At 46.8% G+C, this 23,557-nt stretch carries 26 protein-coding genes; 12 read left to right on the top strand and 14 right to left on the bottom strand.

Annotated features, from left to right (window positions below; genetic code table 11):
• Positions 1-9 precede the first annotated feature (9 nt).
• Both ACSW3C_RS18920 and ACSW3C_RS18915 read right to left on the bottom strand, forming a co-directional pair.
• Positions 10-2,115 (bottom strand): heavy metal translocating P-type ATPase, encoded by a 2,106-nt coding sequence (locus ACSW3C_RS18920; RefSeq protein ID WP_486564501.1) that lies wholly within the window; start codon positions 2,113-2,115, stop codon positions 10-12.
• Positions 2,099-2,470: an ArsR/SmtB family transcription factor gene (locus ACSW3C_RS18915; RefSeq protein WP_486564499.1), complete on the bottom strand. Its 372-nt coding sequence runs from the start codon at positions 2,468-2,470 to the stop codon at positions 2,099-2,101. Before ACSW3C_RS18915 ends, ACSW3C_RS18920 begins: the two co-directional genes overlap by 17 nt.
• A 142-nt stretch (positions 2,471-2,612) precedes the next feature.
• Here ACSW3C_RS18915 and ACSW3C_RS18910 point away from each other — a divergent pair, with 142 nt between their 5' ends.
• From ACSW3C_RS18910 to ACSW3C_RS18890, 5 genes are all read left to right on the top strand, one after another.
• Positions 2,613-3,668 carry a DmpA family aminopeptidase gene (locus tag ACSW3C_RS18910; RefSeq protein WP_486564498.1) on the top strand — a complete coding sequence of 352 codons (1,056 nt, stop codon included), beginning with the start codon at positions 2,613-2,615 and terminating at the stop codon, positions 3,666-3,668.
• Positions 3,669-3,836 (top strand): hypothetical protein, encoded by a 168-nt coding sequence (locus ACSW3C_RS18905; protein WP_486564496.1) that lies wholly within the window; start codon positions 3,669-3,671, stop codon positions 3,834-3,836.
• A gap of 51 nt (positions 3,837-3,887) precedes the next feature.
• Positions 3,888-4,085 (top strand): hypothetical protein, encoded by a 198-nt coding sequence (locus tag ACSW3C_RS18900; RefSeq protein WP_486564494.1) that lies wholly within the window; start codon positions 3,888-3,890, stop codon positions 4,083-4,085.
• Entirely contained in the window at positions 4,082-4,249 is a 168-nt protein-coding gene (locus ACSW3C_RS18895; protein WP_486564492.1) for a hypothetical protein, read from the top strand. Before ACSW3C_RS18900 ends, ACSW3C_RS18895 begins: the two co-directional genes overlap by 4 nt.
• A 111-nt stretch (positions 4,250-4,360) precedes the next feature.
• Complete coding sequence (locus ACSW3C_RS18890) at positions 4,361-4,597, top strand: hypothetical protein (RefSeq protein ID WP_486564490.1); 237 nt, start codon at positions 4,361-4,363, stop codon at positions 4,595-4,597.
• A gap of 163 nt (positions 4,598-4,760) precedes the next feature.
• Here the strand turns inward: ACSW3C_RS18890 and ACSW3C_RS18885 are convergent, their stop codons facing one another.
• From ACSW3C_RS18885 to ACSW3C_RS18855, 7 genes are read right to left on the bottom strand one after another with little or no spacing between them, the layout of a single operon-like run.
• On the bottom strand, positions 4,761-5,135 hold the full coding sequence (locus ACSW3C_RS18885; RefSeq protein WP_248509881.1) for a Na+/H+ antiporter subunit G: 375 nt from the start codon (positions 5,133-5,135) through the stop codon (positions 4,761-4,763).
• Positions 5,113-5,397 carry a Na(+)/H(+) antiporter subunit F1 gene (locus ACSW3C_RS18880; protein WP_248509882.1) on the bottom strand — a complete coding sequence of 95 codons (285 nt, stop codon included), beginning with the start codon at positions 5,395-5,397 and terminating at the stop codon, positions 5,113-5,115. The genes ACSW3C_RS18885 and ACSW3C_RS18880 overlap by 23 nt, the downstream gene beginning before the upstream one ends.
• The gene (locus ACSW3C_RS18875) at positions 5,397-5,879 is read right to left on the bottom strand and encodes a Na+/H+ antiporter subunit E (RefSeq protein WP_238079228.1); all 483 of its coding nucleotides are present in this window, start codon (positions 5,877-5,879) and stop codon (positions 5,397-5,399) included. The genes ACSW3C_RS18880 and ACSW3C_RS18875 overlap by 1 nt, the downstream gene beginning before the upstream one ends.
• Positions 5,880-5,918: 39 nt before the next feature.
• Positions 5,919-7,403, bottom strand: a complete 1,485-nt coding sequence (locus ACSW3C_RS18870) for a Na+/H+ antiporter subunit D (protein WP_486564489.1) — start codon at positions 7,401-7,403, stop codon at positions 5,919-5,921.
• On the bottom strand, positions 7,396-7,734 hold the full coding sequence (locus ACSW3C_RS18865) for a Na(+)/H(+) antiporter subunit C (protein WP_486564488.1): 339 nt from the start codon (positions 7,732-7,734) through the stop codon (positions 7,396-7,398). Before ACSW3C_RS18865 ends, ACSW3C_RS18870 begins: the two co-directional genes overlap by 8 nt.
• Before the next feature lie 2 nt (positions 7,735-7,736).
• Positions 7,737-8,159: a Na(+)/H(+) antiporter subunit B gene (locus tag ACSW3C_RS18860; protein WP_238079231.1), complete on the bottom strand. Its 423-nt coding sequence runs from the start codon at positions 8,157-8,159 to the stop codon at positions 7,737-7,739.
• A complete protein-coding gene (locus ACSW3C_RS18855) occupies positions 8,146-10,560 on the bottom strand; it encodes a Na+/H+ antiporter subunit A (RefSeq protein ID WP_486564545.1) in 2,415 nt (804 codons plus the stop codon). Before ACSW3C_RS18855 ends, ACSW3C_RS18860 begins: the two co-directional genes overlap by 14 nt.
• A 401-nt stretch (positions 10,561-10,961) precedes the next feature.
• Between ACSW3C_RS18855 and ACSW3C_RS18850 the strand changes: the two genes are divergently transcribed.
• Positions 10,962-11,636, top strand: coding sequence for an adenine nucleotide alpha hydrolase family protein (locus ACSW3C_RS18850; RefSeq protein WP_248509888.1), 675 nt, complete (start codon positions 10,962-10,964; stop codon positions 11,634-11,636).
• Positions 11,637-11,696: 60 nt separating this feature from the next.
• Here the strand turns inward: ACSW3C_RS18850 and murB are convergent, their stop codons facing one another.
• Together murB and ACSW3C_RS18840 are read right to left on the bottom strand one after the other, a co-directional pair.
• Positions 11,697-12,608, bottom strand: coding sequence for a UDP-N-acetylmuramate dehydrogenase (gene murB, locus ACSW3C_RS18845; protein ID WP_486564487.1), 912 nt, complete (start codon positions 12,606-12,608; stop codon positions 11,697-11,699).
• A gap of 285 nt (positions 12,609-12,893) precedes the next feature.
• Positions 12,894-13,598 carry a DsbA family oxidoreductase gene (locus ACSW3C_RS18840; RefSeq protein WP_486564485.1) on the bottom strand — a complete coding sequence of 235 codons (705 nt, stop codon included), beginning with the start codon at positions 13,596-13,598 and terminating at the stop codon, positions 12,894-12,896.
• A gap of 177 nt (positions 13,599-13,775) precedes the next feature.
• Between ACSW3C_RS18840 and ACSW3C_RS18835 the strand changes: the two genes are divergently transcribed.
• Both ACSW3C_RS18835 and ACSW3C_RS18830 read left to right on the top strand, forming a co-directional pair.
• On the top strand, positions 13,776-15,152 hold the full coding sequence (locus ACSW3C_RS18835) for an FAD-dependent oxidoreductase (protein ID WP_486564484.1): 1,377 nt from the start codon (positions 13,776-13,778) through the stop codon (positions 15,150-15,152).
• Between the two features lie 66 nt (positions 15,153-15,218).
• The gene (locus tag ACSW3C_RS18830; RefSeq protein ID WP_486564482.1) at positions 15,219-16,007 is read left to right on the top strand and encodes an AAA family ATPase; all 789 of its coding nucleotides are present in this window, start codon (positions 15,219-15,221) and stop codon (positions 16,005-16,007) included.
• Between the two features lie 49 nt (positions 16,008-16,056).
• Here ACSW3C_RS18830 and ACSW3C_RS18825 read toward each other — a convergent pair whose 3' ends face one another.
• Both ACSW3C_RS18825 and ACSW3C_RS18820 read right to left on the bottom strand, forming a co-directional pair.
• Positions 16,057-16,983 (bottom strand): manganese-dependent inorganic pyrophosphatase, encoded by a 927-nt coding sequence (locus ACSW3C_RS18825; RefSeq protein ID WP_486564480.1) that lies wholly within the window; start codon positions 16,981-16,983, stop codon positions 16,057-16,059.
• A gap of 40 nt (positions 16,984-17,023) precedes the next feature.
• Complete coding sequence (locus ACSW3C_RS18820) at positions 17,024-17,467, bottom strand: RrF2 family transcriptional regulator (protein WP_486564478.1); 444 nt, start codon at positions 17,465-17,467, stop codon at positions 17,024-17,026.
• Between the two features lie 164 nt (positions 17,468-17,631).
• Between ACSW3C_RS18820 and hmpA the strand changes: the two genes are divergently transcribed.
• On the top strand, positions 17,632-18,819 hold the full coding sequence (gene hmpA, locus ACSW3C_RS18815; protein ID WP_486564476.1) for an NO-inducible flavohemoprotein: 1,188 nt from the start codon (positions 17,632-17,634) through the stop codon (positions 18,817-18,819).
• Positions 18,820-18,866: 47 nt separating this feature from the next.
• On the opposite strand, the gene ACSW3C_RS18810 is transcribed toward hmpA, so the two are convergent.
• Positions 18,867-19,922, bottom strand: coding sequence for a YkvI family membrane protein (locus ACSW3C_RS18810; protein WP_486564474.1), 1,056 nt, complete (start codon positions 19,920-19,922; stop codon positions 18,867-18,869).
• Between the two features lie 254 nt (positions 19,923-20,176).
• On the opposite strand from ACSW3C_RS18810, the gene ACSW3C_RS18805 reads away from it, so the two are divergent.
• From ACSW3C_RS18805 to ACSW3C_RS18795, 3 genes are read left to right on the top strand one after another with little or no spacing between them, the layout of a single operon-like run.
• Complete coding sequence (locus ACSW3C_RS18805) at positions 20,177-20,797, top strand: TetR/AcrR family transcriptional regulator (RefSeq protein WP_486564473.1); 621 nt, start codon at positions 20,177-20,179, stop codon at positions 20,795-20,797.
• A gap of 12 nt (positions 20,798-20,809) precedes the next feature.
• Positions 20,810-21,718: an ABC transporter ATP-binding protein gene (locus ACSW3C_RS18800; RefSeq protein WP_486564471.1), complete on the top strand. Its 909-nt coding sequence runs from the start codon at positions 20,810-20,812 to the stop codon at positions 21,716-21,718.
• Entirely contained in the window at positions 21,718-23,307 is a 1,590-nt protein-coding gene (locus ACSW3C_RS18795) for an ABC transporter permease (protein ID WP_486564469.1), read from the top strand. The genes ACSW3C_RS18800 and ACSW3C_RS18795 overlap by 1 nt, the downstream gene beginning before the upstream one ends.
• The last annotated feature ends 250 nt before the right edge of the window (positions 23,308-23,557 follow it).

Raw genomic sequence — 23,557 nt, 5'->3', positions numbered from 1 at the left:
CGCCGCTCCTCATCTTTGGATGCGCATCAATCGCAAGGAATTCAATACAACGAGCAACGTTGCACCCATATCTGCGAATATGGCGATCCACAACGTCAACCATCCTGGAATGATCAACAGCAGCGCTACAATTTTTAAGCCTAATGCAAACATAATATTTTCTTTGATAATCTGCAATGTTTTTCGGCTTAATTTCATCGTATATGGCAATTGATTCAAATCATCCGCCATTAAGGCGATGTCTGCCGTCTCCAGAGCCGCATCCGTTCCGGCTCCTCCCATCGCAATTCCGATTGATGAGGCGGCAAGCGCTGGCGCGTCATTGATGCCGTCACCGACCATGGCAACACGTCCATAACGGCTTTTTAATTCTTTTATGGCTGTGAGTTTATCCTCAGGCATCAAACCGGCCCGGACATCCGTCACGCCAATAGTTTGGGCAATGGCCCGAGCGGTCGTTTCATGGTCTCCGGTCAGCATGACAGTGTGGCGGATTCCTACGAATTTCAAGCGTTCTAATACGTCCTGGCTCTCTTGGCGGACAGGATCCGCGACAGCAATCAATGCTTGGAAGCTTCCAGACGCAGCACACGCCATGACTGATTTTCCTTCATTTTGAAGAGTTCTTGCCCGCTCCAGCAAATCCTGCGAGACTTCTGCGAGCTCCGAAATCCATTGGAGACTGCCAATATGAATCGTCTCCCCTGAAACATCGGCATACGCTCCTTTGCCTGTCACCGATTGAAAATTCTCCACTTCGGCAAGCTGCGCCCCTTCTGCTTTTGCATACTGGACGATGGCCTTCGCCAGCGGATGCTGTGACATGGACTCCACCGCTGCAATTTTGCCTAGAAGTGCAAGACTATCGACAGAAGCTGCCGCCACAAAATCCGTCACCTCCGGATAACCTTTCGTCAGTGTTCCGGTTTTATCAAAAGCAATGGCGTCCAAACGTCCCATCTCTTCTAAATGAACGCCACCTTTAATTAATACGCCTTTACGCGCGGCATTTCCGATCGCTGTGACAATGGCAACAGGCGTCGAGACAACGAGGGCGCATGGACAGCCGACAACGAGCACCGCCAGTCCTTGGTAAATCCATTGGTGCCACTCACCGCCGAAAAGTGGAGGTACAATGGCAACAAGGAATGCTATTAAAATAATGATCGGCGTGTAGTATTTAGCAAATTTGTCTACAAACTTCTGGGACGGCGCTTTCTCTGCCTGCGCATCTTCCACCAGGTGAATAATCTTGGCAATGGTTGTATCATGGACAAGCTTCGTCACCTTGATTTCAAGTGCACCTTCTTCATTCAACGTTCCAGCGAACACCTCATCGTTCAATTCCTTCACCACAGGGACAGATTCTCCGGTAATCGCGGCCTGGTTCACAGTTGACTTCCCTGAAATGACAACGCCATCCATCGCAATCTTCTGGCCCGGCTTGACGAGCATACTATCTCCAACTAAGATCTGTTCCGTTTCCATTTCAACTAACTGGCCATTCCGTTTCACCATAGCAGTAGGCGGTGCGATGTCCATCAGCTGCTGGATGGATTGCCTCGCTTTGTTCATCGAATACGCTTCCAGCGCCTCACTCACCGCAAAGAGGAAAACGACGACTGCAGCTTCTTGCCATTCACCAATAATAGCCGCACCAATGATGGCGATGGTCATGAGCGTCTTCATGTCGAATTCAAGTCGAATTAAATTCATGAAGCCTGTTTTGAAGATGCCTACCCCGCCAACAACGATCGAGATGCCGTATAAAACTACTCCAGCCATTGCCGCGTTACTTAGATGGGAAACCATCAGACCCGCTATCAGGAAGATGAGCGACAAGACGGTGACAATATTCTCCTTCCGTTTGAAAAACGGCACTTTCTTCTCCACTTTCCTTTGCGTCAGCGGAACCACTTTAATTCCATCAAACGCACCGGCCGCTTCTAATTCTTCCATTGAGGCATCGCCGATAACCGACAGTTTGGATGCCCCGAAATTCACCTGCGCTTCAGAAACGGAAGGAAGTTTTTTTATATTGTTCTCGAACTTCATTGCACAATTGGCACAGCTCAAGTTCTCGAGACGGAATTCTTTTTTATCCATTGTGGTCATGGTTATCACCTTCCGCTGCATGGTCATGTGAAATGCTCAGTAAATCATGGATGTGATGATCGGCAAGTGAATAGTAGACCATCTTCCCTTTCTTTTCTGATTTAGCCAGTCCATTTTCCCGCAAATATCGTAAATGATGAGAGGCCGTCGCATTGGAAGAACCGATGATGGCCGCCACATCACAAACACATAACTCGTCTTTCAGCGTCAAAGAATAGGCAATCTTAAGACGGGTTTCATCAGCCAGCGCTTTAAAAATTTGCACCATCCCTCCGACTGCAGGAAGTGTCTCCCTTACTTCCTCGACGACTTCTTCATGGATAACTGTTACATCACAAGTATCTCGGTTCACCATCTTACCCACCTCATTCAAATGATTGTTTGTATGTAGTGTATGCTTCTTTCATTGGAAAAGCAAGGACAATCAAACAATCATTTGATTATTCTGCGGAAGGGGATTTTCTTCTCATGTAGAATTGTATGGAGAGACAAAATTTATGAATGCAGGTGATCGAATGGAGCGCGGAAAATGGAATGCGATTACAGACGTGCCAGGCGTCCGAGTGGGGCATGTCACGGTTGAGGAACAACAAGGAGAAGATTGCTTGTGTACAGGGGTCACTGCCCTATTGCCACACGGCGGCAATTTATTCGAACAGAAAGTGCGGGCCGCCAGCTTCGTCCTGAACGGCTTCGGAAAAACGACGGGGCTAGTCCAAGTGGACGAACTCGGTCTCATGGAATCACCGATCATGCTGACAAATACATTCAGCGTGGCCGCCGTACTCGAAGGAACGCTGCAGCATATGCTCGATGAAAATCCCGCAATCGGCGACACGACCAGCACCTTGAATGTCGTCGTAGGAGAATGCAATGACAGTTACTTAAATTCGATCAGGCTACTGGCCGTACAGCCGGCCCATGCGATAGAAGCAATCCAATCGGCAGCAGACGGCCCCGTCTCGCAAGGAGCCGTCGGAGCAGGAAAAGGCATGATCTGCTACGGCGCAAAAGGCGGCATTGGCTCCTCTTCCCGCATCATTTCAGCGGAAGAACAAAACTTTACCGTCGGCGTGCTGACCTTGACGAACTTCGGGAAACCAGAAGAATGCAGAATCAATGAATGGCTCGCCCGAAACGGCATGAGCACTCAGGAACAGATGCCGACATTAGATGAACCGGCAGCCAGACCCGACGGCTCGGTCATTATCGTCGTTGCGACAGACGCCCCGGTAAACGAAAGACAACTAAAACGGTTCGCCAAACGAGCCGCCATCGGGCTAGGCCGCACCGGCACCAACATCCATAACGGCAGCGGCGACATCATCATCGCCTTTTCCAACGCAAATCCGGTCCAGCACACAAGCAGCTCCATGACAGACCCGCCGACCGCCTTCCTGCGGGACGACCATGCAATCATGAATACCCTGTTTGAAGCGGTAATCGACTCGACTGAAGAAGCCGTCTATCAGTCCTTAATTCATGCCGAGGACACAACTGGACGCCGCGGAAGGATTGTTGAGCGATGGCCATTTGCAAGTGAGGGGCAATGAGTGTGCTTAGGTCAGCGTGTCGCTGATGGAATGAAAAAATATGAGGGATTAAGCTTTGATTCGAGCGGAATAACGAGAGGTCGCTTCAACATTCGGGAAGTCGCGGAAATATACGAGCGGTTCAGGCGCATTTACGAGCGGTTCGACGTGAGATACGAGAGGTCATAGGATTATACGAGCAGTTCGCAATGGGATACGAGCGGTTGTCGGATTATTCGAGTGGTTCGTTCAGATATACGAGCGGTAGACACGAATATACGAGTGGTTCGTTCCAGATATACGAGCGGTAGACACGAATATACGAGCGGTTCGCCACTTTCCAACGACTTTCGCTGTTTACAAGTGGTCGCAGCGAGATTCGGAAAGTTGCCGGATTATACGAGCGGTTCGGGCGCATATACGAGCGGTTCGCCTTGAGATACGAGAGGTCACAGGAGTATACGAGCGGTTGCCGGATTATACGAGTGGTTCGTTCTGATATACGAGCGGTAGACACGAATATACGAACGGTTCGCCAAGCCACTTTCCAAGGACTTTCGCCGTTTAAAAGCAGTCGTTTCAACACTCGGGAAGTCGCCTGATTATACGAGCGGTTCGGGCGCATTTACGAGCGGTTCGACGTGGGATACGAGAGGTCACAGGAGTATACGAGCGGTTCGCTGTGAGATACGAGCGGTTGCCGGATTATACGAGTGGTTCGTTCTGATATACGAGCGGTAGACACGAATATACGAGCGGTTCGCCACTTTCCAACGCCTTTCGCTGTTTACAAGTGGTCGCAGCGAGATTCGGGAAGTCGCCTGATTATACGAGCGGTTCGGGCGCATTTACGAGCGGTTCGACGTGAGATACGAGAGGTCATAGGATTATACGAGCGGTTCGCAATGGGATACGAGCGGTTGCCGGATTATACGAGTGGTTCGTTCTGATATACGAGCGATAGACACGAATATACGAGCGGTTCGCCACTTTCCAAGGACTTTCGCCGTTTAAAAGCAGTCGTTTCAAGATCCCGGAAGTCGTCTAATACGATCTGTCGCCACGTCCAAGCAGCACCTCAACACTTACGCCACACAAAAAAGGAGACACGCGTCACGGTGTCTCCTTTTCGCTTTCTTTTTTATGCAGCACATCGTATAGCTCGTCTTCTGTTGAGATGTCCGCCAGCTTCACGTTGGAACGGTAGGCGGCTCGAATGATGAGATGGCCGGCTACCGGGGCGGTGAGGAAGACGAAGATGATGCCGAGCAGCAGACGGACGCTGATGAAGTACTCGGTCGATAGGAAGTAAAGAAACGCTCCGGATAAGGTTAATAAGACAGCCAGCGTGGAACTTTTCGTTGCGGCGTGGGATCTGGTATATACATCGGGCAGGCGGATGAGGCCAAATACGCTGATGACGCTGGCGATGCCGCCTGTCAGGATGAGGATGGCGCCTGCGTATTCACCGATCTTTTCGATGCTCAATGATAACCCTCCTCTCCAGCGATCTGGAAAAGGCGATCGTGCCAATAAAGGAGAGGATCCCTAATATTAAGATGACTTCCAGAAACGCTTTTGTTTTCATAATGACTGAAAATACCGCGATGGTCGCGATCAAGTTGACGCCGATCACGTCGAGCGCAATGACGCGGTCAGGCATGGAGGGACCCAGGATGATTCGAACGACGGCGATACCGATGGTGATGGCAAACAATATAATCGATACGGCAAGCATGAGTTTGATCATTAGCGGGTCACCTCCTTGATGGCTTTTTCAAAATTTCTTAGTTGTTTCAGCAATGCTTCCCTTGATTGCTCCACATCCATCGCATGAATGTACAGGACATTCCCTTCCGGTGTCACTTCCATGACGACCGAACCCGGGGTCAGTGTCAGCAGCATGGATAGCATCGTCACTTCCACGTCGCTCTTCAACTCTGTCTCATATTTAAAAATACCGGGTTTGATGTTCAAACGGGGGCTCAGTATCTGCTTGAGCACAATCGCACTCGACTGGGTCAGCTCCCAAATGAACCGGAACATCAATTTAATCGACGCATATAAACGCCTTAAATAAAATTGAGTGCCGAAAAAACGGTGCATGAAAAAGATGATTCCGATCCCGACAATAAAACCTGTTAAAAAGGTTGTGAAATTCAATTCATCTTCATCCATTAACGTCATCCAGAGAAACGCAATGAATAAATTCAGTAGCAGCTGGGCGGGCATAGCCGTTCACCTCTCTTCGCATCAATCGCCATCTTCACGTCAGTCCTTCCCATTCATCACAGCCTCGATATAGATGTCTGGATTTGCCAATGTATTCGCAGCGTCACTCACATAAGGTGCAAGCAGTTCCGGCCCAAAACCGAGTGCTACTGTCAAAATACCGAGCAGCAATACCGGAATCGCCATTCCTCTCTTCAAAGGCCGCTCCTCATCTTCACTGATGATTGTTTCGCCCCAGAAGGAATTCAGGAAGATCCGCAACAGTGAATAGAGGACGAAAATGCTGGAAAGGAAGCCGACGCCAAGCAGCATATACGCCTTTGCCTCGATCGCTCCCTGGCCAATTAACACCTTTCCGATGAATCCGCTAAGCGGCGGAATTCCGGCAATCGCCAGCATCGTAATGAAAAACAGCCAGCCGATCAGCGGGTAATTTCGTATCAGCCCGCTCATCTCCTCGATTTTCGACTTTCCTGTCAAATAAATCATCGTCCCGGCTAACAGGAATAAGAGCGCTTTGCTGATCATGTCGTGAATTAAATAATAGACCGCTCCTTGAAACGCGGAATCCGTCGATACGACCAAGCCGATAAGAATGAACCCGACGGAAATAATGACATTATACGAAACGATTTGCCGGATATCTTGAAACGCCAGTGCTCCAATGCTCCCTCCAACCATCGTGAGAATGGCCATGATGGCAATCAGCGTATGGGTCACCCCCGGCTCATGATAGAAAATCAAGGTGAAAACACGGAACATCGCATAGATACCAACCTTCGTGAGCAATGCACCGAAGAGCGCCGCCACTGCTGTCGGAGGCGCACTGTACGAACCAGGCAGCCAGAAGTACAGCAAAAGCCCGGCTTTCAAACTGAAGACAATCAAGAAAATCAAACTGATGACGGTCAATAAAGGCCCCTGTCCGACTTCCGCCACTCGCACAGATAAATGTGCCATATTCAACGTTCCTACGGTTCCGTATAAATACGCGATAGCGAGCAGGAAGAACCAGGAGGACAACACATTGATCGATATGTATTTAATCGATTCCACCAATTGCACCTTCCGTCCGCCCAACGTGATGAGCGCATAGGAGGACAACAGCATCACTTCAAAACAGACAAACAAGTTAAAAATGTCGCCTGTTAAAAAGGAGCCATTCACGCCTGCCAGAAGAAAGAAGATGAAGGGATAATAAAACATCTTCTCTTCAGCCCGGGCCGTGGAAGCAAAGGAATAGAGAAGCACGATGCCTGTCACGACCGTTGACGTCACCACAAGTAGGGTCGCAAAGGAATCCGCCACAAACAAAATGCCATATGGGGGCATCCACCCGCCGAAGTCGAGACGCAAAATGCCATCCAGCTGAATGCGATTCAGTATGTAAACGCCAGCTCCGGCAGTCAACACAATCGAAACCATTGCGAGAATCCGTTGCAACATAACGTTTGACCGCAGGAAAATCAGGATAATTCCTGTAACTAATGGGGCAACCATCGGCATGACAAGAAAATTATTCATCATTAACCCCTCTCAATGCATCGAGATTATCCGAGCCCGTTTCCTTGTACGTGCGATACGCCAAGACAAGCAAAAATGCGGTAACCGCAAAACTGATGACGATCGCAGTCAGGATGAGCGCCTGCGGCAAAGCATCCGTATAGCTGCCCGATTCTCCCTCGATCAGTGGAACGCCGCCTTTCTTCAAGCCGCCCATCGTCAAGATCAGCAGATGGATCGCATGGGATAGAATGGCCGTTCCCAAAATGACCCGGATCATGTTTTTAGAAAGCAGTAAGTAAACAGCGATAGTCACAAGCACCCCGACGAGTAATGTAATTAACGTTTCCATCGTTACACGTCCTCACTAATACTTAATATGATCGTGACCACCACGCCAACAACCGTCAAAGCGACACCCGCTTCAAATACAATGACAGAGGAAATTTCCGTTTCCCCGAAAATCGGCAAATCAAATACACGCGAACCTTGTCCAAGGAATTTCGTGCCGAACAAGACAGACACAATACCGGACCCTACTGCCAAAAATACGCCGAATGCCGCAATCTTTTTAAAATCAAACGGTATTCCATTATGCACCGTCTCGATATCGTGCACCAAATATAGCAACACAAAAGCCGAAGAAAGGACAAGTCCACCGATGAAACCGCCTCCCGGCTCGTGATGGCCTGACAGGAACAACTCAATTCCGAACGTCAGAATGATGAACACGATAATCTTGGTGACCGTCTTTAAAATGACATCATTGATCTCCAATATCCTTCTCCCCTTTCTTCGCTTTCAGTTTGATTAAAGAGAAGACGCCAATCCCTGCAATGAAGAGAACGACTACTTCCAGCATCGTATCAAAAGCGCGGAAGTCCCCTAATATGGTATTCACTATATTTTTGCCGCCTGCCAAACGGTACGCATCTTCAAAATAGAAGGAGATGGACGTAAAGAGTTTATTCCCCTGCACCATCAGCGCCAAGATCGTCACAATCGAACCGACCGCAACTGCAATGAAGCCGTTGACCAGCTTCGTAGATTTTTTTGCATCCTCCCGTTTCCATTCCGGCAAGAAATAAAAACATAATAGAAATAGCACAGTCGTCACCGTTTCCACCACAATCTGAGTCAGCGCCAAATCAGGTGCACGAAGTACAACAAATAGGATGGCGATGGAATATCCAAGCACACCATTCAGCAAAATCGCTGTTTTCCGGGACTTAGCCACCAGAATTGCAAGACCTGCAAGCATCATGACCGCAATAATGATATATTCGTTTACTGTGACAGCCGCGTCTTTGGACAAGTCAATTTCAAGGTTTCCGATCCAAAACAGCCCACCGACTGCTACCGCAATGAAAAATGAAAAAATGTACACAAAATAATCCCGAAGATATCCTGTCATATAACGTCCTGTCAGCATATTGGAACCACTTTCGGTTTTCGTCAATAAGAAATTGTAGATTGAATCCAAGTTCCAGCGTAGCGGACCTAGCGCATAGACTTTTTTCCATCGTTTAAACGAAATATACAGCAAGCTTCCTGCTACAATGACGCCCACTGTCATGAGCAACTGGGGATTCACCCCATGCCACGCAGAAATATGTGGAACGAGCCCTTCCAAGTCCCGATGCATCGGGAACACTGCCGTCATGGCCGGCGTCAGCAGATAACGTCCGATCACATTCGGGAAGATAAAGATCCCGATGACGAGAAATGCCAGCACAAATGGCGCAATGAGCATGCCGACCGGCGGTTCATTTGCTTCTTTATCAACCCGGTCAGATTGCGGCATGCCAAGAAACGTCTTGAATACAATAATCATGGAATAGATAAACGTAAATACACTCGCAACCCAGGCAACGACGGGAATAAGTACACGCAGAGCTCCATTCGAGACCAAATCCAATTGACTCAACTGTACAACCGCTTCGAAAAACATTTCCTTGCTCAGGAAGCCGTTAAAGGGAGGCAGTCCTGCCATGGAAAAGCTACCGATTAAAGCTACGGTAAAAGTTAACGGCATGAATGACATCAAACCGCCCAAACGCCGGATATCCCTCGTCCCCAATTCATGGTCAACTATCCCAACAACCATGAACAGCGCTCCTTTGAATGTGGAGTGGTTGATGAGATGAAACAGCCCTGCAAACGTAGCAGCTGTGAAAAGCAACACATTTGATTCATTACTGTCCAAGACGGCCATCGATCCAATTCCAAGCAAACTCATAATGAGACCTAATTGACTGATCGTTGAATAGGCGAGCAGCGCTTTTAAGTCCGTTTGGCGGACCGCATTAAACGAACCCCAAAACAGAGTGAATATTCCAACGCATGTGACCGAATAAAACCATACGGCCTCCCCGCCGAATATCGGCGTAAAGCGTGCTACGAGGTAAATTCCTGCTTTGACCATCGTCGCCGAGTGCAAGTAAGCGCTGACGGGTGTAGGTGCTTCCATTGCGTCCGGCAGCCAGATATGGAACGGAAACTGGGCGGATTTCGTAAAAGCTCCTAAGAGGATTAAGATCATTGCCATGTAAAATAACGGATCTGTCTTATCCAGACTTCCTATTTCGCCCACCATCTCACGCAGACTGAACGTGCCGGTCAGCGTATGCAGCATGAGGAAACCTGCCAGCATCGCAACCCCGCCCGACACGGTAATGAGCATTGATTTTTTCGCTCCATACCTCGACTGCTTCCGGTGGTACCAGAAGGCGATCAATAAAAAGGATGAAATACTGGTCAGTTCCCAAAAAACATAGAGGACCATAACATTATCAGAGAACACCACACCGAGCATCGCTCCCATGAACATGAGCAAATACACATAAAAGCGCCCGAGTGCTTCCCGTTCGGACAAATAATATATGGAGTAAAGGATAACCAAACTTCCGACCCCCGTAATGAGCAGGCCAAAAATCATGCTGAGTCCATCCAGGTTTGTCGTGAAGTTGATTCCAGCCGAATCAATCCAATGGATTGTATATGTATAATAGGCGCCACCGGCAACCGAGGGCACAAAACTGGCTAATAGGATGAATAATAGAATGGGGACGAGTAATACAAACCAGCCAATATGCTTGCTGTGAATCCGTTTATAGAGAAACGGAACAAAGAAAGCCATGAAGAAGGGAAAGAAAATTGCTAATAAGACAATCAAAATAGAGAGACCTCCTATACACATTTTGGTCAGACTATAGGTGGCAGAACGTGATTTTACCAGTGTTGGAATGCGTGCAATCCAGCCAGTCGGCAAAAGGACATTTTCCCGATATTCAGCGTTTGAAATGGCTCGAGGGGAAAAGATTCAAGATCACTTGTATGAAAATGGAGAGTCCACTTGACTCTTCCCACCGCTACAAGGATAATAGGTAGCCAAAGGCAACATTTAGAAGAGGAAACCAAACGGGTACTAGGTAAATTATACATGACTCGCAAATTGAGTGCATAAAAAGCGACCTATCAGGTTTCACCTTGTGTAAGTATGGCGTATCAGCTATAATGGTTTGGTTTTCATGTAGTACTATACGTTTTGAAAAACATGATCAAGAGGTGAAAACTTTCATGGGCAAAGTAAAAGGCCGTATGGACGAGAGCATTCTCGTATGTGTCTACTACGGTCCGAATGGTGAACGTCTCATCCGGCGTGGGCATAAGATGGCAAGCATCATGGACTGTCCCTTATATATTCTAACTGTCGATCCACTCCCGCTCGATGATTTCGATGCTGAGAAATCACAATACATCGATAGATGGCGACAACTTGCCGAAGAATTGGAAGTGGAGGACTTTTTCATCTGTGATAATGAAAGACGTCCTACTGCCAAAGTGATTAAAGAAATCGCACACCAGCACAACATTACGCAAATCATCATTGGGCAAACCGCCCAAAGCAGATGGGAAGAGATCACAAAAGGCTCGTTCATGAATGTGCTTCTGCGTGAAATCACGTTCGTTGATTTCCATGTCGTTTCCGTTGCACGCTACATTAAAGATGAAAGCGAAGGGATGTTTGAAAAAGGCGTCCGCGCATATCTTGTAGAAGACGGTACAGGTTACCGGATTATGTTCACCCTCTCAAAGGATGCAAGATTCGAAGGAATCTTCTTCAAAGAGATCGGCACCGACTTCAACAACGGGATCTTTAAATTCATGCATAATAATAAAATGTGTCAAGTCCCTATCGTAGACGATATCGTAACTGATCCGTCGTTGATCAGCTGCAAAATTCAATTATAGATGCAAACGCATGAAATGGCGGACGGCCTCTCCAGGGTCATCCGCCATTTCCATGTTCACTCATTCTTCTCCTACAATTTTCACTTCCATCTCCAGCTCCACATCAAAACGGGCCTTTACTTCCTTTTTGACCATTTCGATCGTCTTGATGTAGTCTGTCGCAGTGGCATTGTCTTTATTAACAATAAATCCAGCATGCTTCGTCGACACTTCAGCACCGCCAAATCCTTTTCCCTGCAAACCGCTGTCTTGGATCAGCTTGCCGGCAAAATAACCCGGAGGCCGTTTGAAGACACTGCCTGCTGATGGATATTCGAGTGGCTGCTTGGATTCCCGCTGATATGTCAAATCCGCTATTTTCGCATCGATCGCTTCCTTGTCGCCCACAGCCAGTTCAAAATCAGCTGAAAGGACATAGTAGCCTTTATCTGAAATGATGCTGTGCCGATAGCCAAGGTCCAATTCCTGTTTCGACAAAACAAAAATCTTGCCTGTTTGATCCATAACAGTCGCTTGAACGATAATATCTTTGATCTCTCCGCCATAGGCTCCGGCATTCATCGCCATCGCACCGCCGACAGATCCCGGAATGCCGCATGCGAATTCAAGGCCGGTCAATTCGGCTTCTGCCGCTTTTTTGGAGACATCGATAATATGCGCACCGGCTTCCGCATGCACTGACGTCCCTGCGATCCGTATGGCATCCAACTTGGCCATATGCAGGACGATTCCCCGTACCCCGCCATCACGGACGACCATATTTGATCCATTTCCCAACAGCAAAATTGGCACGTTATTACGATCCGCATAGGTAACTGCGAATTCCATTTCTTCAATTGTTCCAGGGATGACGAGCAGATCTGCTGCGCCCCCTAGTTTTGTCTTCGTATATTTGCTTAACGGTTCATCCAGCAGGACGACCCCTTGCGTTATTTCCTTTTTCAGCTCATCAAACCATTGATGTTTTGCCATCTTCCCACAATCCTTTCCAAGTTAGGTGAGCGAACCATCCTGGTCAACTTCAAACTCATATCTTTGCATCTGGTCTTCCATGCTGAACTCGTTTCGTTCTGATGATAAAACCCTACCAACATATAAGTATGCGTGCTATCAACATTTTTGACAAGGAATTATTCCTTCCAACTATCTCGATATAAACATATTCTGACGCAGAATGGTCCCTTCAACCTGCTCGGAAGAACACGTAACCACTACTGCATAGTTCCTAACTATCAGAAAAGAGAGCTGCAGCCATCATCAGATGGAGCAGCTGTCGTCCTTGCAAATCCCTTCCTCTTCATCGCCCAGCACTTGGAATGACGGCTGCATGCCTTCTTCCTGTGCCACTTTACGCAATGCCTCTTCAAAGACAGCAGCTGGCTGGGCGCCGGATATCGCATATTTTCGGTTGATGACAAAGAACGGTACCCCCTGGACGCCAAGCTGGCCCGCTTCTGCAATATCACGTTTGACATCCTCGGCAAATTCATTCGTATCCAGTGCTTGCTCAGCACGGCTGCCAGCAATACCGGCTTCCTCTGCAATGCGGATCAGTACATCTTTCTTCCCGATTGCTTCCGCATCAATAAAGTGAGCCTTCATGAGACCTTCTGTTACTACAGCGGCCTTCCCTTCCTGTTCCGCAAGCTTCGCAATCTGATGTGCATTAAACGTATTGGACACCTTCATCTCTTTCGAATAATGAAGCCCGACTGTTTTCGCCTGCTCCGCAACATTCTCTACCATCCGTTCGGCCTCTTGCAGGCTGACACCGTATTTCTTCGCAAGACCTGCCACCATGGATTGATCGGAATCCTCTGGTGTATTCGGATCAAGCTGGAACGCTTTAAACTCGACTTCCGCTTGCCCTGCCAGCTGGGTTGACTGGAGAGCTTCCTCCAGACGCCGTTTTCCAATGTAGCAAAACGGACAGACATAATCAGACCATATTTCGATTTTCATACTTTCAGCCCCTTTCTTCTATATGCCTCTATGAAACCGTGCTTTGTTCCTTGCATAGAAACGCTGACCACGCTCATGAAGACGCACTTCTTATAAGTTAATTTTAGAATCAATTGAATCTGGTAACAATGTATATGCCTAGTCTATTCAATTAGAGTATCAGATGGAGGGTTGACAATGATCAATTCATTATGGCTGGATACAGCCTATCCCCGGGATCCCTATCCGGCCGTCACAGACGATTTGTCCTGTGATGTCTGCATTATAGGAGGCGGGTTAAGCGGGATCGCAACTGCCTATTTCCTTGCGAAAGAAGGAAAGGATGTTATCCTAGTCGAAAAAGAGATGATTTTGGAAGGCGCAACGGGCAATTCGACCGGTAAATTGACGGTCCAGCATGATCTCGTCTATGCCAGTCTCATTAAACAATTCGGCCGGGACAATGCAAGAATTTATTATGAAGTGAATGAGGAAGCAGTTCGGTTTGGCCAATCCGTTTCGGAGGGTGATGAATACCGGACTTCGAATTCCGTGTTATTTTCCCAGACGAAACTGGGAACAGAACAGCTGCAAGATGAAATGAAAGCTTACAAAGATATCGGCATTCCCGGTGAACTGAACTGGCAATCAGAGTTGCCGATCAAAACAGAGGCCACCCTCGCAATCAAAGGACAAGGACAGCTGCACCCCGTCCGGTTTGGTCAGCACCTTGCGAAACTCGCCGTCAAAGCCGGCGCCCGGATTTTCGAGCACTCGGATATTAGAGCGATGGATCTGAAGAAAAGGCTTCTATTCACACAATCCGGCCATCATATCGAGTTCAATGAGCTCGTACTATGCACGCATTATCCGATTGAAGCGATCCGGGGACTGCAAGTATTGAAGCTCGTTGTCGACCGGTCCTATATCGTAGCAGGCAAAGCCGATATGCCGCTGAAAGGCCAGTATATTTCCGTCGACAATCCGAAACGGTCGGTCCGTACGGCTGCCATCGATGGAAAGACGTATTTCATGCTGGCAGGCCAAGCCCATCAAGCGGGCATGGAGAAGGACACCCAAGTGCATTATAATATTCTGTCCTCTGAATTGCGGAATACGTTCCACTTGGAGAACTTGACGAATGCCTGGTCCGCCCAAGATCCGTCTACCCCGGATTTAGTCCCTTATGCGGGTCCGATTGATTCTAGCATGCCGTATGTCTATTTGAACACCGGTTTTCGGAAATGGGGCATGTCCAACTCAATGGTCTCCGCAAGGATTGTTGCCGATCATATCGTCGGAAGGAAGAACAAAGCGTCCTCCCTCTATGCGCCGAATCGGACGGAATTCGGTTCATTCCTCGTGCAGGCACTGCGAAATACCGGACTTGTACTGAAGGAATTCACAGGCGGGCATCTCACTCGGACGAATTCTCCGATCTGTACGCATATGGGATGCCGTACCCGCTGGAATGAAGCCGATGAAACGTGGGATTGCCCGTGTCACGGTTCCCGTTTCCGAAAGGATGGCTCCGTGCTGGAAGGCCCGGCGACGAAGCCGCTCGATTTGGATTAACAATTCAAAAATTAATGAATTTGTGCACTCCTTTGCGCTATAATAAAAGCGAAAAGGGGTGTTCTTTTGTCTTTACGAGAAATCAGGCGTCGCGGATCTTTTCCCAGCGGCGAGTATCCATTCAACACAGATATTGTCCGTAACTTTGATTCCCTGTCCATTGAAGGCCCGGTGACCATCATTGCAGGCGATAACGGCTGTGGAAAGACAACATTATTGGAAGGCATCGCAGCAGCCGCCGAATGCATTCTGATCAGCGGTGAACCGATGGAACGGGAGCAGCGTTTTTCACCCGCCTTTGCCCTCGCGGATGAACTGAAATTGACATGGTCCGTAAAAACGAGAAACGGCTTTTTCTTCCGGGCCGCTGATTATGTGACATACACACGAAACCTGGCGCTCATTAAAGAGGAGGCGAAGGAGAAGGTCGAAGAAATCCGTGCGCGCGATCCATTTAGCTTAGAAGTGCTTCCTTACGCCAGGACGTATCATGACTTACATACATTATATGGAGATGGACTGGACAAACTGTCGCATGGCGAGAGTTTCCTCCAGCTGTTCCAGGCTCGCTTCCGTCCCAGTGGCTTCTACATATTAGACGAGCCGGAAGCACCTCTGTCTCCACAACGGCAATTGTCATTGCTCGCTTTGATTCATGACTTTGTAAGGGAAGGAGCCACTTTTCTCATTTCGACCCACTCCCCTATATTGATGGCTTACCCTGGAGCAGATCTTTACGAAGTGACGGATGGACAGCTGCAGTCCGTTCGATACGAGGAGATGGAGCACGTCAGCCTGACAAAGAACTTCCTGAATGAGCCGGAACGGTATTTGCGTTACTTATTGGAATCATGATAGACAAAAAAGGAAGAGCAGCCTAAGTAATGGCCACTCTTCCTTTTTTTCATTTCAACGCTTCAGTTAGAATTGGAACGATTTGTTTTTTCCTTGAAACGACACCTTTCAGCGTCGCGCAATTGTTGTCCAATCCTACTTGGAATGCCGCGCACGCACGCTCAGCGGCCGTTCCTAATGCCAAGACAACGGAATCGTTATTGAGAATATCCGTTACAACGAAGAAGAACAGGTCTAATTCCTTCTCCTCAATAATGCTGTTCAATAAAACTTCCAACTCGTCCTGGCGGCTCAATACATCCGACACATCAACCGCATTTACTTGGGCAATTTCCACTTTCTTATCGCCCATCGTAAATTCTTTTGCATCCAGCGTAATAAGCTCTTCAAGCGATTTCCCGCTCAAGTCTGCCCCCGCTTTCAGCATTTCAAGGCCATATACCGCTGCATCGACTTCTGCAATGGCAGCAAGCTCATCCGCGGCTGCTTGATCCTCAGCTGTGAAGGTAGGCGATTTAAATAGCAGGGAATCGGAAATGATTGCCGACAGCATAAGACCCGCGATATTCTTTGGAATCTCAACGCCGTGCTCTTTGTACAACTTGTTCAAAATCGTCGCTGTGCAACCGACCGGCTCTGCGCGGTAGTAAAGCGGATCGCTCGTTTGGAAGTTGGCAATCCGGTGGTGGTCGATTACTTCAATCACTTGAACCTCATCTAAATCATCAACGCTCTGCTGCTTCTCATTATGGTCAACGAGGATGACTTGTGATGCGTCCGGTTTTGCTTTTTCAATTAAACGGGGCGCTTCAAAACCGAATTGCGCAAGCGCGAACGCCGTTTCTCCTGAAATAGAACCAAGACGCACTGCTTCCGCGTCCATACCAAGTTGTTGTTTTAAATATGCATAACTGATTGCTGCTGTAATTGAATCTGTATCAGGATTTTTATGCCCAAATACTAGTACTTTACCCATGCCTGTCCCTCCTGCAATTATCTTTTCAGTTTCTAGTTTATCATAAAGGCCGATCGAACAAAATTGCGGCTATTTCATCACGATTCACGACAAAGTCCGCAATCGTATAGCGATCCAACACGGCGAAGTATGCCAGTAGCGCTTCCTGCAAAACACCCTTTAAACGGCATGCAGGTGCCAATGCGCATAGGTTCGACTCGGAATTGAAGCATTCGACCAAGTAAAAATCGTCTTCCGTCTTGCGGACAAGCTGGCCGATATTAATGTCCTTCGGATCGACTTTCAGCCGTATGCCGCCTCCTCTGCCGCGAATGGTTTCAATCAATCCCATTTTCCCAAGTTCATGGACGACCTTCGTTAAATGGTTTTTCGATATTTGAAAGCTATCGGATATCTCTTGGATCGTCGATAACTCGCCCTCTTCTTTTGCCCCTAAAAAGATGAGAACACGCAATGAAAAATCTGTATACATCGTTAAACGCATAATCTCACCGCTCTTTCTCACACTATTATAGCGACTGTGGCATTTTCGTGAAAGAAATGTGTACAAAATCGTACAGGTGATTTAAACATGTATTTTAAATATAGCTTTAAAGCGTAATCAGGTTTATAGTGAAATCATCAAAAACAAGAAAGGTAGTGCTTCACATGCTTTCGCAAAAAACTATTGATATCGTTAAATCCACCGTTCCCGTCCTTGAACAACACGGCAAAACAATTACGACAACTTTTTATAAAAACATGTTCGCAGCTCATCCTGAGCTTCTTGATATTTTTAATCATGCCAATCAATCGAAAGGACGCCAACAGACGGCGCTTGCCAACACAGTCCTCGCTGCCGCCAAATATATCGACAACTTGGAAGCGATTGTGCCTGCCGTCGTGCAGATTGGGCATAAACACCGCTCACTTGGCATTCAGCCTGAGCAATATCCGATTGTCGGACAGCATTTACTAGGCGCTATTAAAGAAGTGCTTGGAGATGCAGCGACACCAGAAATCCTGGAAGCATGGGGAGAAGCCTATGGCGTGATCGCAGATGCGTTCATTGGCGTGGAACAACAGATGTATGATGCAGCTGAACAAGTAGAAGGCGGCTGGAGAACATTCAAGGAATTTATTATCGACGAGAAAGTGAAAGAGAGCGATGTTATCACTTCGTTTTATTTAAAACCGGTGGACGGAAAAAAATTGCCTGACTACAAACCTGGCCAATATATTACGATCCGTTTCCGCATCCCGGGCGAAGAGCATATTTTAAATCGCCAATACAGCTTGTCGCAAGCTCCTGATAGCGAACGTTTCCGCCTTTCCATCAAACGGGAGGATGAAAACGCACCTGGCGGTAAAGTGTCTGTATATCTCCATAAAGAAATGAACGTTGGCGACAAACTGGAAGTAAGTGCACCTGCAGGTGACTTCCATCTTGATACGGAGAGCAGCAGCCCGGTGACATTGATCAGCGGCGGAGTCGGCCTCACACCAATGATGGCCATGTACGATTATATTGCTAAAAATACACCGGAACGCCAAGTGGCCTTCTTGCACTCCGCACGGACCCGCAAGCACCAGGCGTTTGATGAAGTATTACGTAAGATGAACAGCGAATTGCCAAATTCGACGTATGAAGTGCTTTATTCCGAAGAAGGCGATGGATTTATTACAAAAGACTTCTTGAAAAAGCATGTGATCGACGGAAGCGATGTATACGTATGCGGACCAACTCCATTCATGCAAGCGGTCGTCTCCAATTTGTACGACCTTGGCATTTCCCAAGATAAAATCCATTTTGAATTCTTCGGGCCTGCTGAAGAGCTTGAACTGGTCAAGCCATAAAGAAAAACCGCACCATCCCTTTTGTTATGGGGAACGGTGCGGTATTTTTATCGTCTCACTTTTTCCGGCAAGCGGAAAGAAGCGAAGATGAGTGCTGCTACGAGGAAGAGACCGACGTAACCGATGAAATTATAGAAATTGGCTACCAGATTTTTAAATCCGACAAAGCTCAAGACAAATCCAATCACCAATGTGATTAAGATGAACCACTTGAAATTCGGCGTACCAATCTTAACGAAGCGTGCGCCGAAAGCGTAAAACATACTAACGGCTGTATTGAAGATCATGCCATACAGAACGAACGCCATGAAAATACCAAATACCGGAGAGATTTCATTAATGATGACGAGCATTGGCAAATCTGCATCTGCTACAGTTTCCACCTTCGCGAAAATTGCCAAGTGGCTCAATAAGATCAGAACTCCAAGCCCTAAGCCTCCGACAAACCCGCCCCAAGCTGCGACTTTCTCATCCTTCTCTGCACTACCCATAACGATGGACATGGATGCGCCCACTGCGATATTAAAGGACACATAATTGATTCCGGAAATAAACCAATTTGGCAATGTCGTAGGAACGTCATTTGCAATTGGATTTAACACCGCAAAAGACGTATCCATTGTCGCAAGCGCATAAACCGATACGACAATTACCGCCAGAATAAGAAATGGCGTAATACTTCCAATAACCGCTACGACCTTGTCCACGTTCAATAATATCGTCAGGAAGACCAGAACGACCATCAACAGACTGCCGACAAATACCGGCAAGCCGAACTGCTGATTTAAATTCGCTCCTGCCCCCGCCAACATGACGGCTCCAACGCCAAACAACGTGAAAATAATGACATAGTCCACAATAAACCCAATATACTTGCCGCTAATTTTATAAATAACATCTTTGTATGACTCCGTCTGCATCCGGCTTCCAAGCCGCGTCAACACCATTCCTAAATAAGCGAACAGGGCCGTCGATAAGATAGCAGCGGCAATTCCCATGAAACCGAAACTAGTAAAATATTGAAGTATTTCCTGACCAGAAGCAAACCCCGCACCGACAATAATCCCGATGAAAGCGCTTCCCATTTTTAAAACCCTTTTCATGGTGTACCCCCTGTGGTTGAACTTTATGTGTGTTATTTGTGCAAAATAATCCGAATATTAAATGCACTTCTTTTTGTCCCGCTTCAATCTACCATGCATTTGATTTGATTTCAACTATTCTTTTAAAAAGTTAGTACATTGTGATTACAAGAACCTGAAATGGTAATAACATACTAAAAAATAGAATAGAATTGACCAATCTGGTCTATCACTGTTATACTTTAATCGACCATACTGGTCGAAGGAGGAGTCACATGACTGTTTTTGAATCAATTGATAATGAAAAAAGATACAGAGTGTTAAATGCTGCTCTTCAAGAATTTGCAAATCACAGCTATGAACAGGCATCCACCAATCGTATTGTAAAGCAAGCTGGAATTGGAAAAGGCATGTTGTTTCACTATTTTAATTCCAAAGAAGATCTGTTTCACTACCTCATCAATCATGCAATTCAATTTATTAACGAGCACTACGTAGTGCAATTGCAATTGGATGAACCGGATTTCATAGAAAGAATGAAACAGGCCGCCGAGCTAAAATTGAAAATATACCGTGCACACCCCGAACTTTTCAATTTCGTAGCAATGGTCTATGTGAATGAACCCGAAAGATTAACTGAACTTGAAATGAGAAAGTTACATGACATGCAAAAAAATGGATTTACTCAGTTATATAACGGGATTGACACGTCATTATTCCGTGATGATATTCCAACAGAACAAGCTCTTAAACTGATCCAATGGTCCATCGATGGTTATCAACAGGAAATGATCGGAATCTTGAAAGGCAAGAAATTAGACCAAGAGGATTTTGATCCTTACTGGAAGGAATTTTCCGATTATATGCAAGCTTTAAAGACGGCTTTTTATAAATAAGGGGGAACTTGAATGAATGCCATTGATATTAAAGAGCTGACAAAGAAGTTTGGAAAATACCATGCCCTCGATGGATTGAATCTCTCTGTAAAGTCGGGAGAAGTATTCGGATTTATCGGTCCAAATGGGGCTGGGAAGTCAACAACGATCCGACTGCTCTTAGGCATGCTGCGGCCGACTTCTGGAGAAGCATCCATTTTCGGAAAAGACGTATGGAAGGATGCAGTAGAGATTCACCGTCGAATCGCATATGTCCCAGGAGATGTTAATTTATGGCCGCAATTGACGGGCGGAGAAGTAATTGATCTGCTCGCCAATTTACATGGCACTTTGAACAAAAAACGACGCGATGAGCTATTAGCACTATTTCAACTAGATCCGACCAAAAAATGCCGCACTTATTCCAAAGGGAATCGTCAAAAAGTCGCGCTAGTAGCTGCCTTTTCTTCGGAAGCAGATTTATTCTTGTTGGATGAACCTACTTCTGGTCTTGATCCACTGATGGAGCAGGTATTTCAAGATTGCGTTGAAGAAGTGAAGTCTGAAGGAAAAAGCGTTCTTTTATCAAGCCATATTTTATCCGAAGTGGAAAGATTGTGTGACCGAGTCGGTATCATTAGGAATGGAAGATTGATCGAATGCGGTACTCTTAGTCAGCTTCGTCATTTAACCAGGACGCGTTTAGTTGTCGAGACAAGAGAAACCGCCGACTCACTTATGATATGGAAAGGCGTGCATGATGCGAAACAGACGGAGAATGGTTGGGTTTTTCAAGCTGATTCGGATGAATTGGAGACGATCATGCGTCAGCTGAGCGACTATGGAATTCTTAAGTTAGAGAGTGCGCCACCCACGCTTGAAGATTTGTTCATGAGACATTACGAACAGCAGGATGATTCGTTAAAAGGCAGGAGTCGCTAATGGAAACCAATTTTGCAGGAAGCATCCACTTGTTCCGATTCATCCTTCGTAAATCTTGGTTGTACATTACAATCTGGTTACTCGGCATCAGCTGTATGACGTTGCTTGTACCTCTCTCATTTAGCGAATTGTACCCCACTCAGCAAGCTCGCGATGTAATGGCCGAAACGATGCGCAATCCAGCAATGACAGCAATGGTAGGTCCTGGGCATCTTGAGAACTATACAATCGGCGCCATGGTTTCCCATCAAATGCTCTTGTTAACAAGTGTCGCAGTTGCCATTATGAATATCCTGTTAATCGTAAAGCACACGAGAGCGGAGGAGGAAGACGGCCGAACTGAATTGCTGAGTTCTTTACCTATTTCACGCAAATCACAATTAGTTGCTGCATTGTTTGTCCTTCTGCCGCTGAATATGTTGCTTGCCGTAATTATTGGATTTGGACTGTTTGGACTTGGCATTGAGGATATGAATTTGGCAGGATCATTATGGTACGGGGCTGTACTTGGCGCAAGCGGTATATTTTTCGGAGGGATTGCCGCTGTTTGTTCACAACTTCTAGAAAGCTCCAGAAGTGCGATAGGTCTTTCATTCACATTCATGCTTATTACCTTTCTGCTGCGCGCCTCAGGTCAGGAATGGCTGACTTGGACTACTCCTTTCGGCTTAGTTACACTTGTTCAACCATTTAGCGTGAATAATGGCTGGCCAGTGCTTCTGTTGGTGACGGGATTCCTTCTACTCACCGCTTTCGCGATGGCCCTCCACCACAATCGCGATATAGGCGCAGGTTTTCTCCCTTCAAAAGCAGGAAGAGCGCATGCCTCAATCTTTCTAAGACAGCCACTTGGACTCTCATGGCGTTTACAGCGAACCGCCTTTTGGTCATGGGGGGTAGGAATGCTCGTATTAGGATTAGCATATGGCTCCATTCTAGGTGATTTGGAAGATTTCTTTGCAACAAATGAAATGCTAACGAGTATGCTAATTAGCGATTCAGGCAGCACTCTGGCAGCTCAATTTCTTCCTATGCTTATGGTTGTCCTAGCGTTAATCAGCTCCATTCCGGCTCTTTTAGCACTTAACAAGCTCCAATCAGAAGAAAACAAATCCCGTTTGGACCTTGTATTAAGCAGAGCGGTCTCCAAGAGAATGCTGATGGCTTCTTATCTTATTGTAGCTCTTTTCAACGGGATAATAATGCTCGGTCTTTCCTCAATCGGCCTATGGATAGCAAGTCACACTGTGATGGAAGATCCGTTTTCTCTAGGTACTTTGCTCGGTGTAAGTTTTGCACATCTTCCAGCGCTGATGATTCTCATCGCAATAAGCGCGTTTCTTATTGGTTTATACGAAAAAAAGAACTATCTCGTCTGGCTCTATGTTCTGTACTCTTTTATTGCAATTTATTTCGGTGGCTTATTCCAGTTGCCCGACTGGATGGAGAAATTGTCCCCTTTCGGTTTTGTATCTAAATTGCCGATTGAGGAAATGAATTGGATGAATATAGTTGGAATGATTGTTGTGACGATTGTGTTACTTGCCGTTAGTATTGACCGATACACGAAAAGGGATTTACGTGGTTAGGAAAAAGATACCTCTCAGAATCATACGCTATGCAAAGGCAGGAATAGCAGTCCCTTGCCAAGTGGTAATCAACACACCTTTACGTGTTGATTTCATGAGCCGATCATACTCAGCTGCTATCTCATATACCTCTATAGCATCCTAGAAGGCAAAACAAAAAAACCGTTTGCACGGGTTTTTGCAGAGCGTAGACAAAAGCATATTAATTTGTTGTCTCGTATAAAAATAATAAACAACTGTTACTCACATA

Source organism: Sporosarcina sp. AD_1 (genome assembly GCF_057373025.1).
This window is presented reverse-complemented; position numbering and strand designations above follow the sequence as displayed.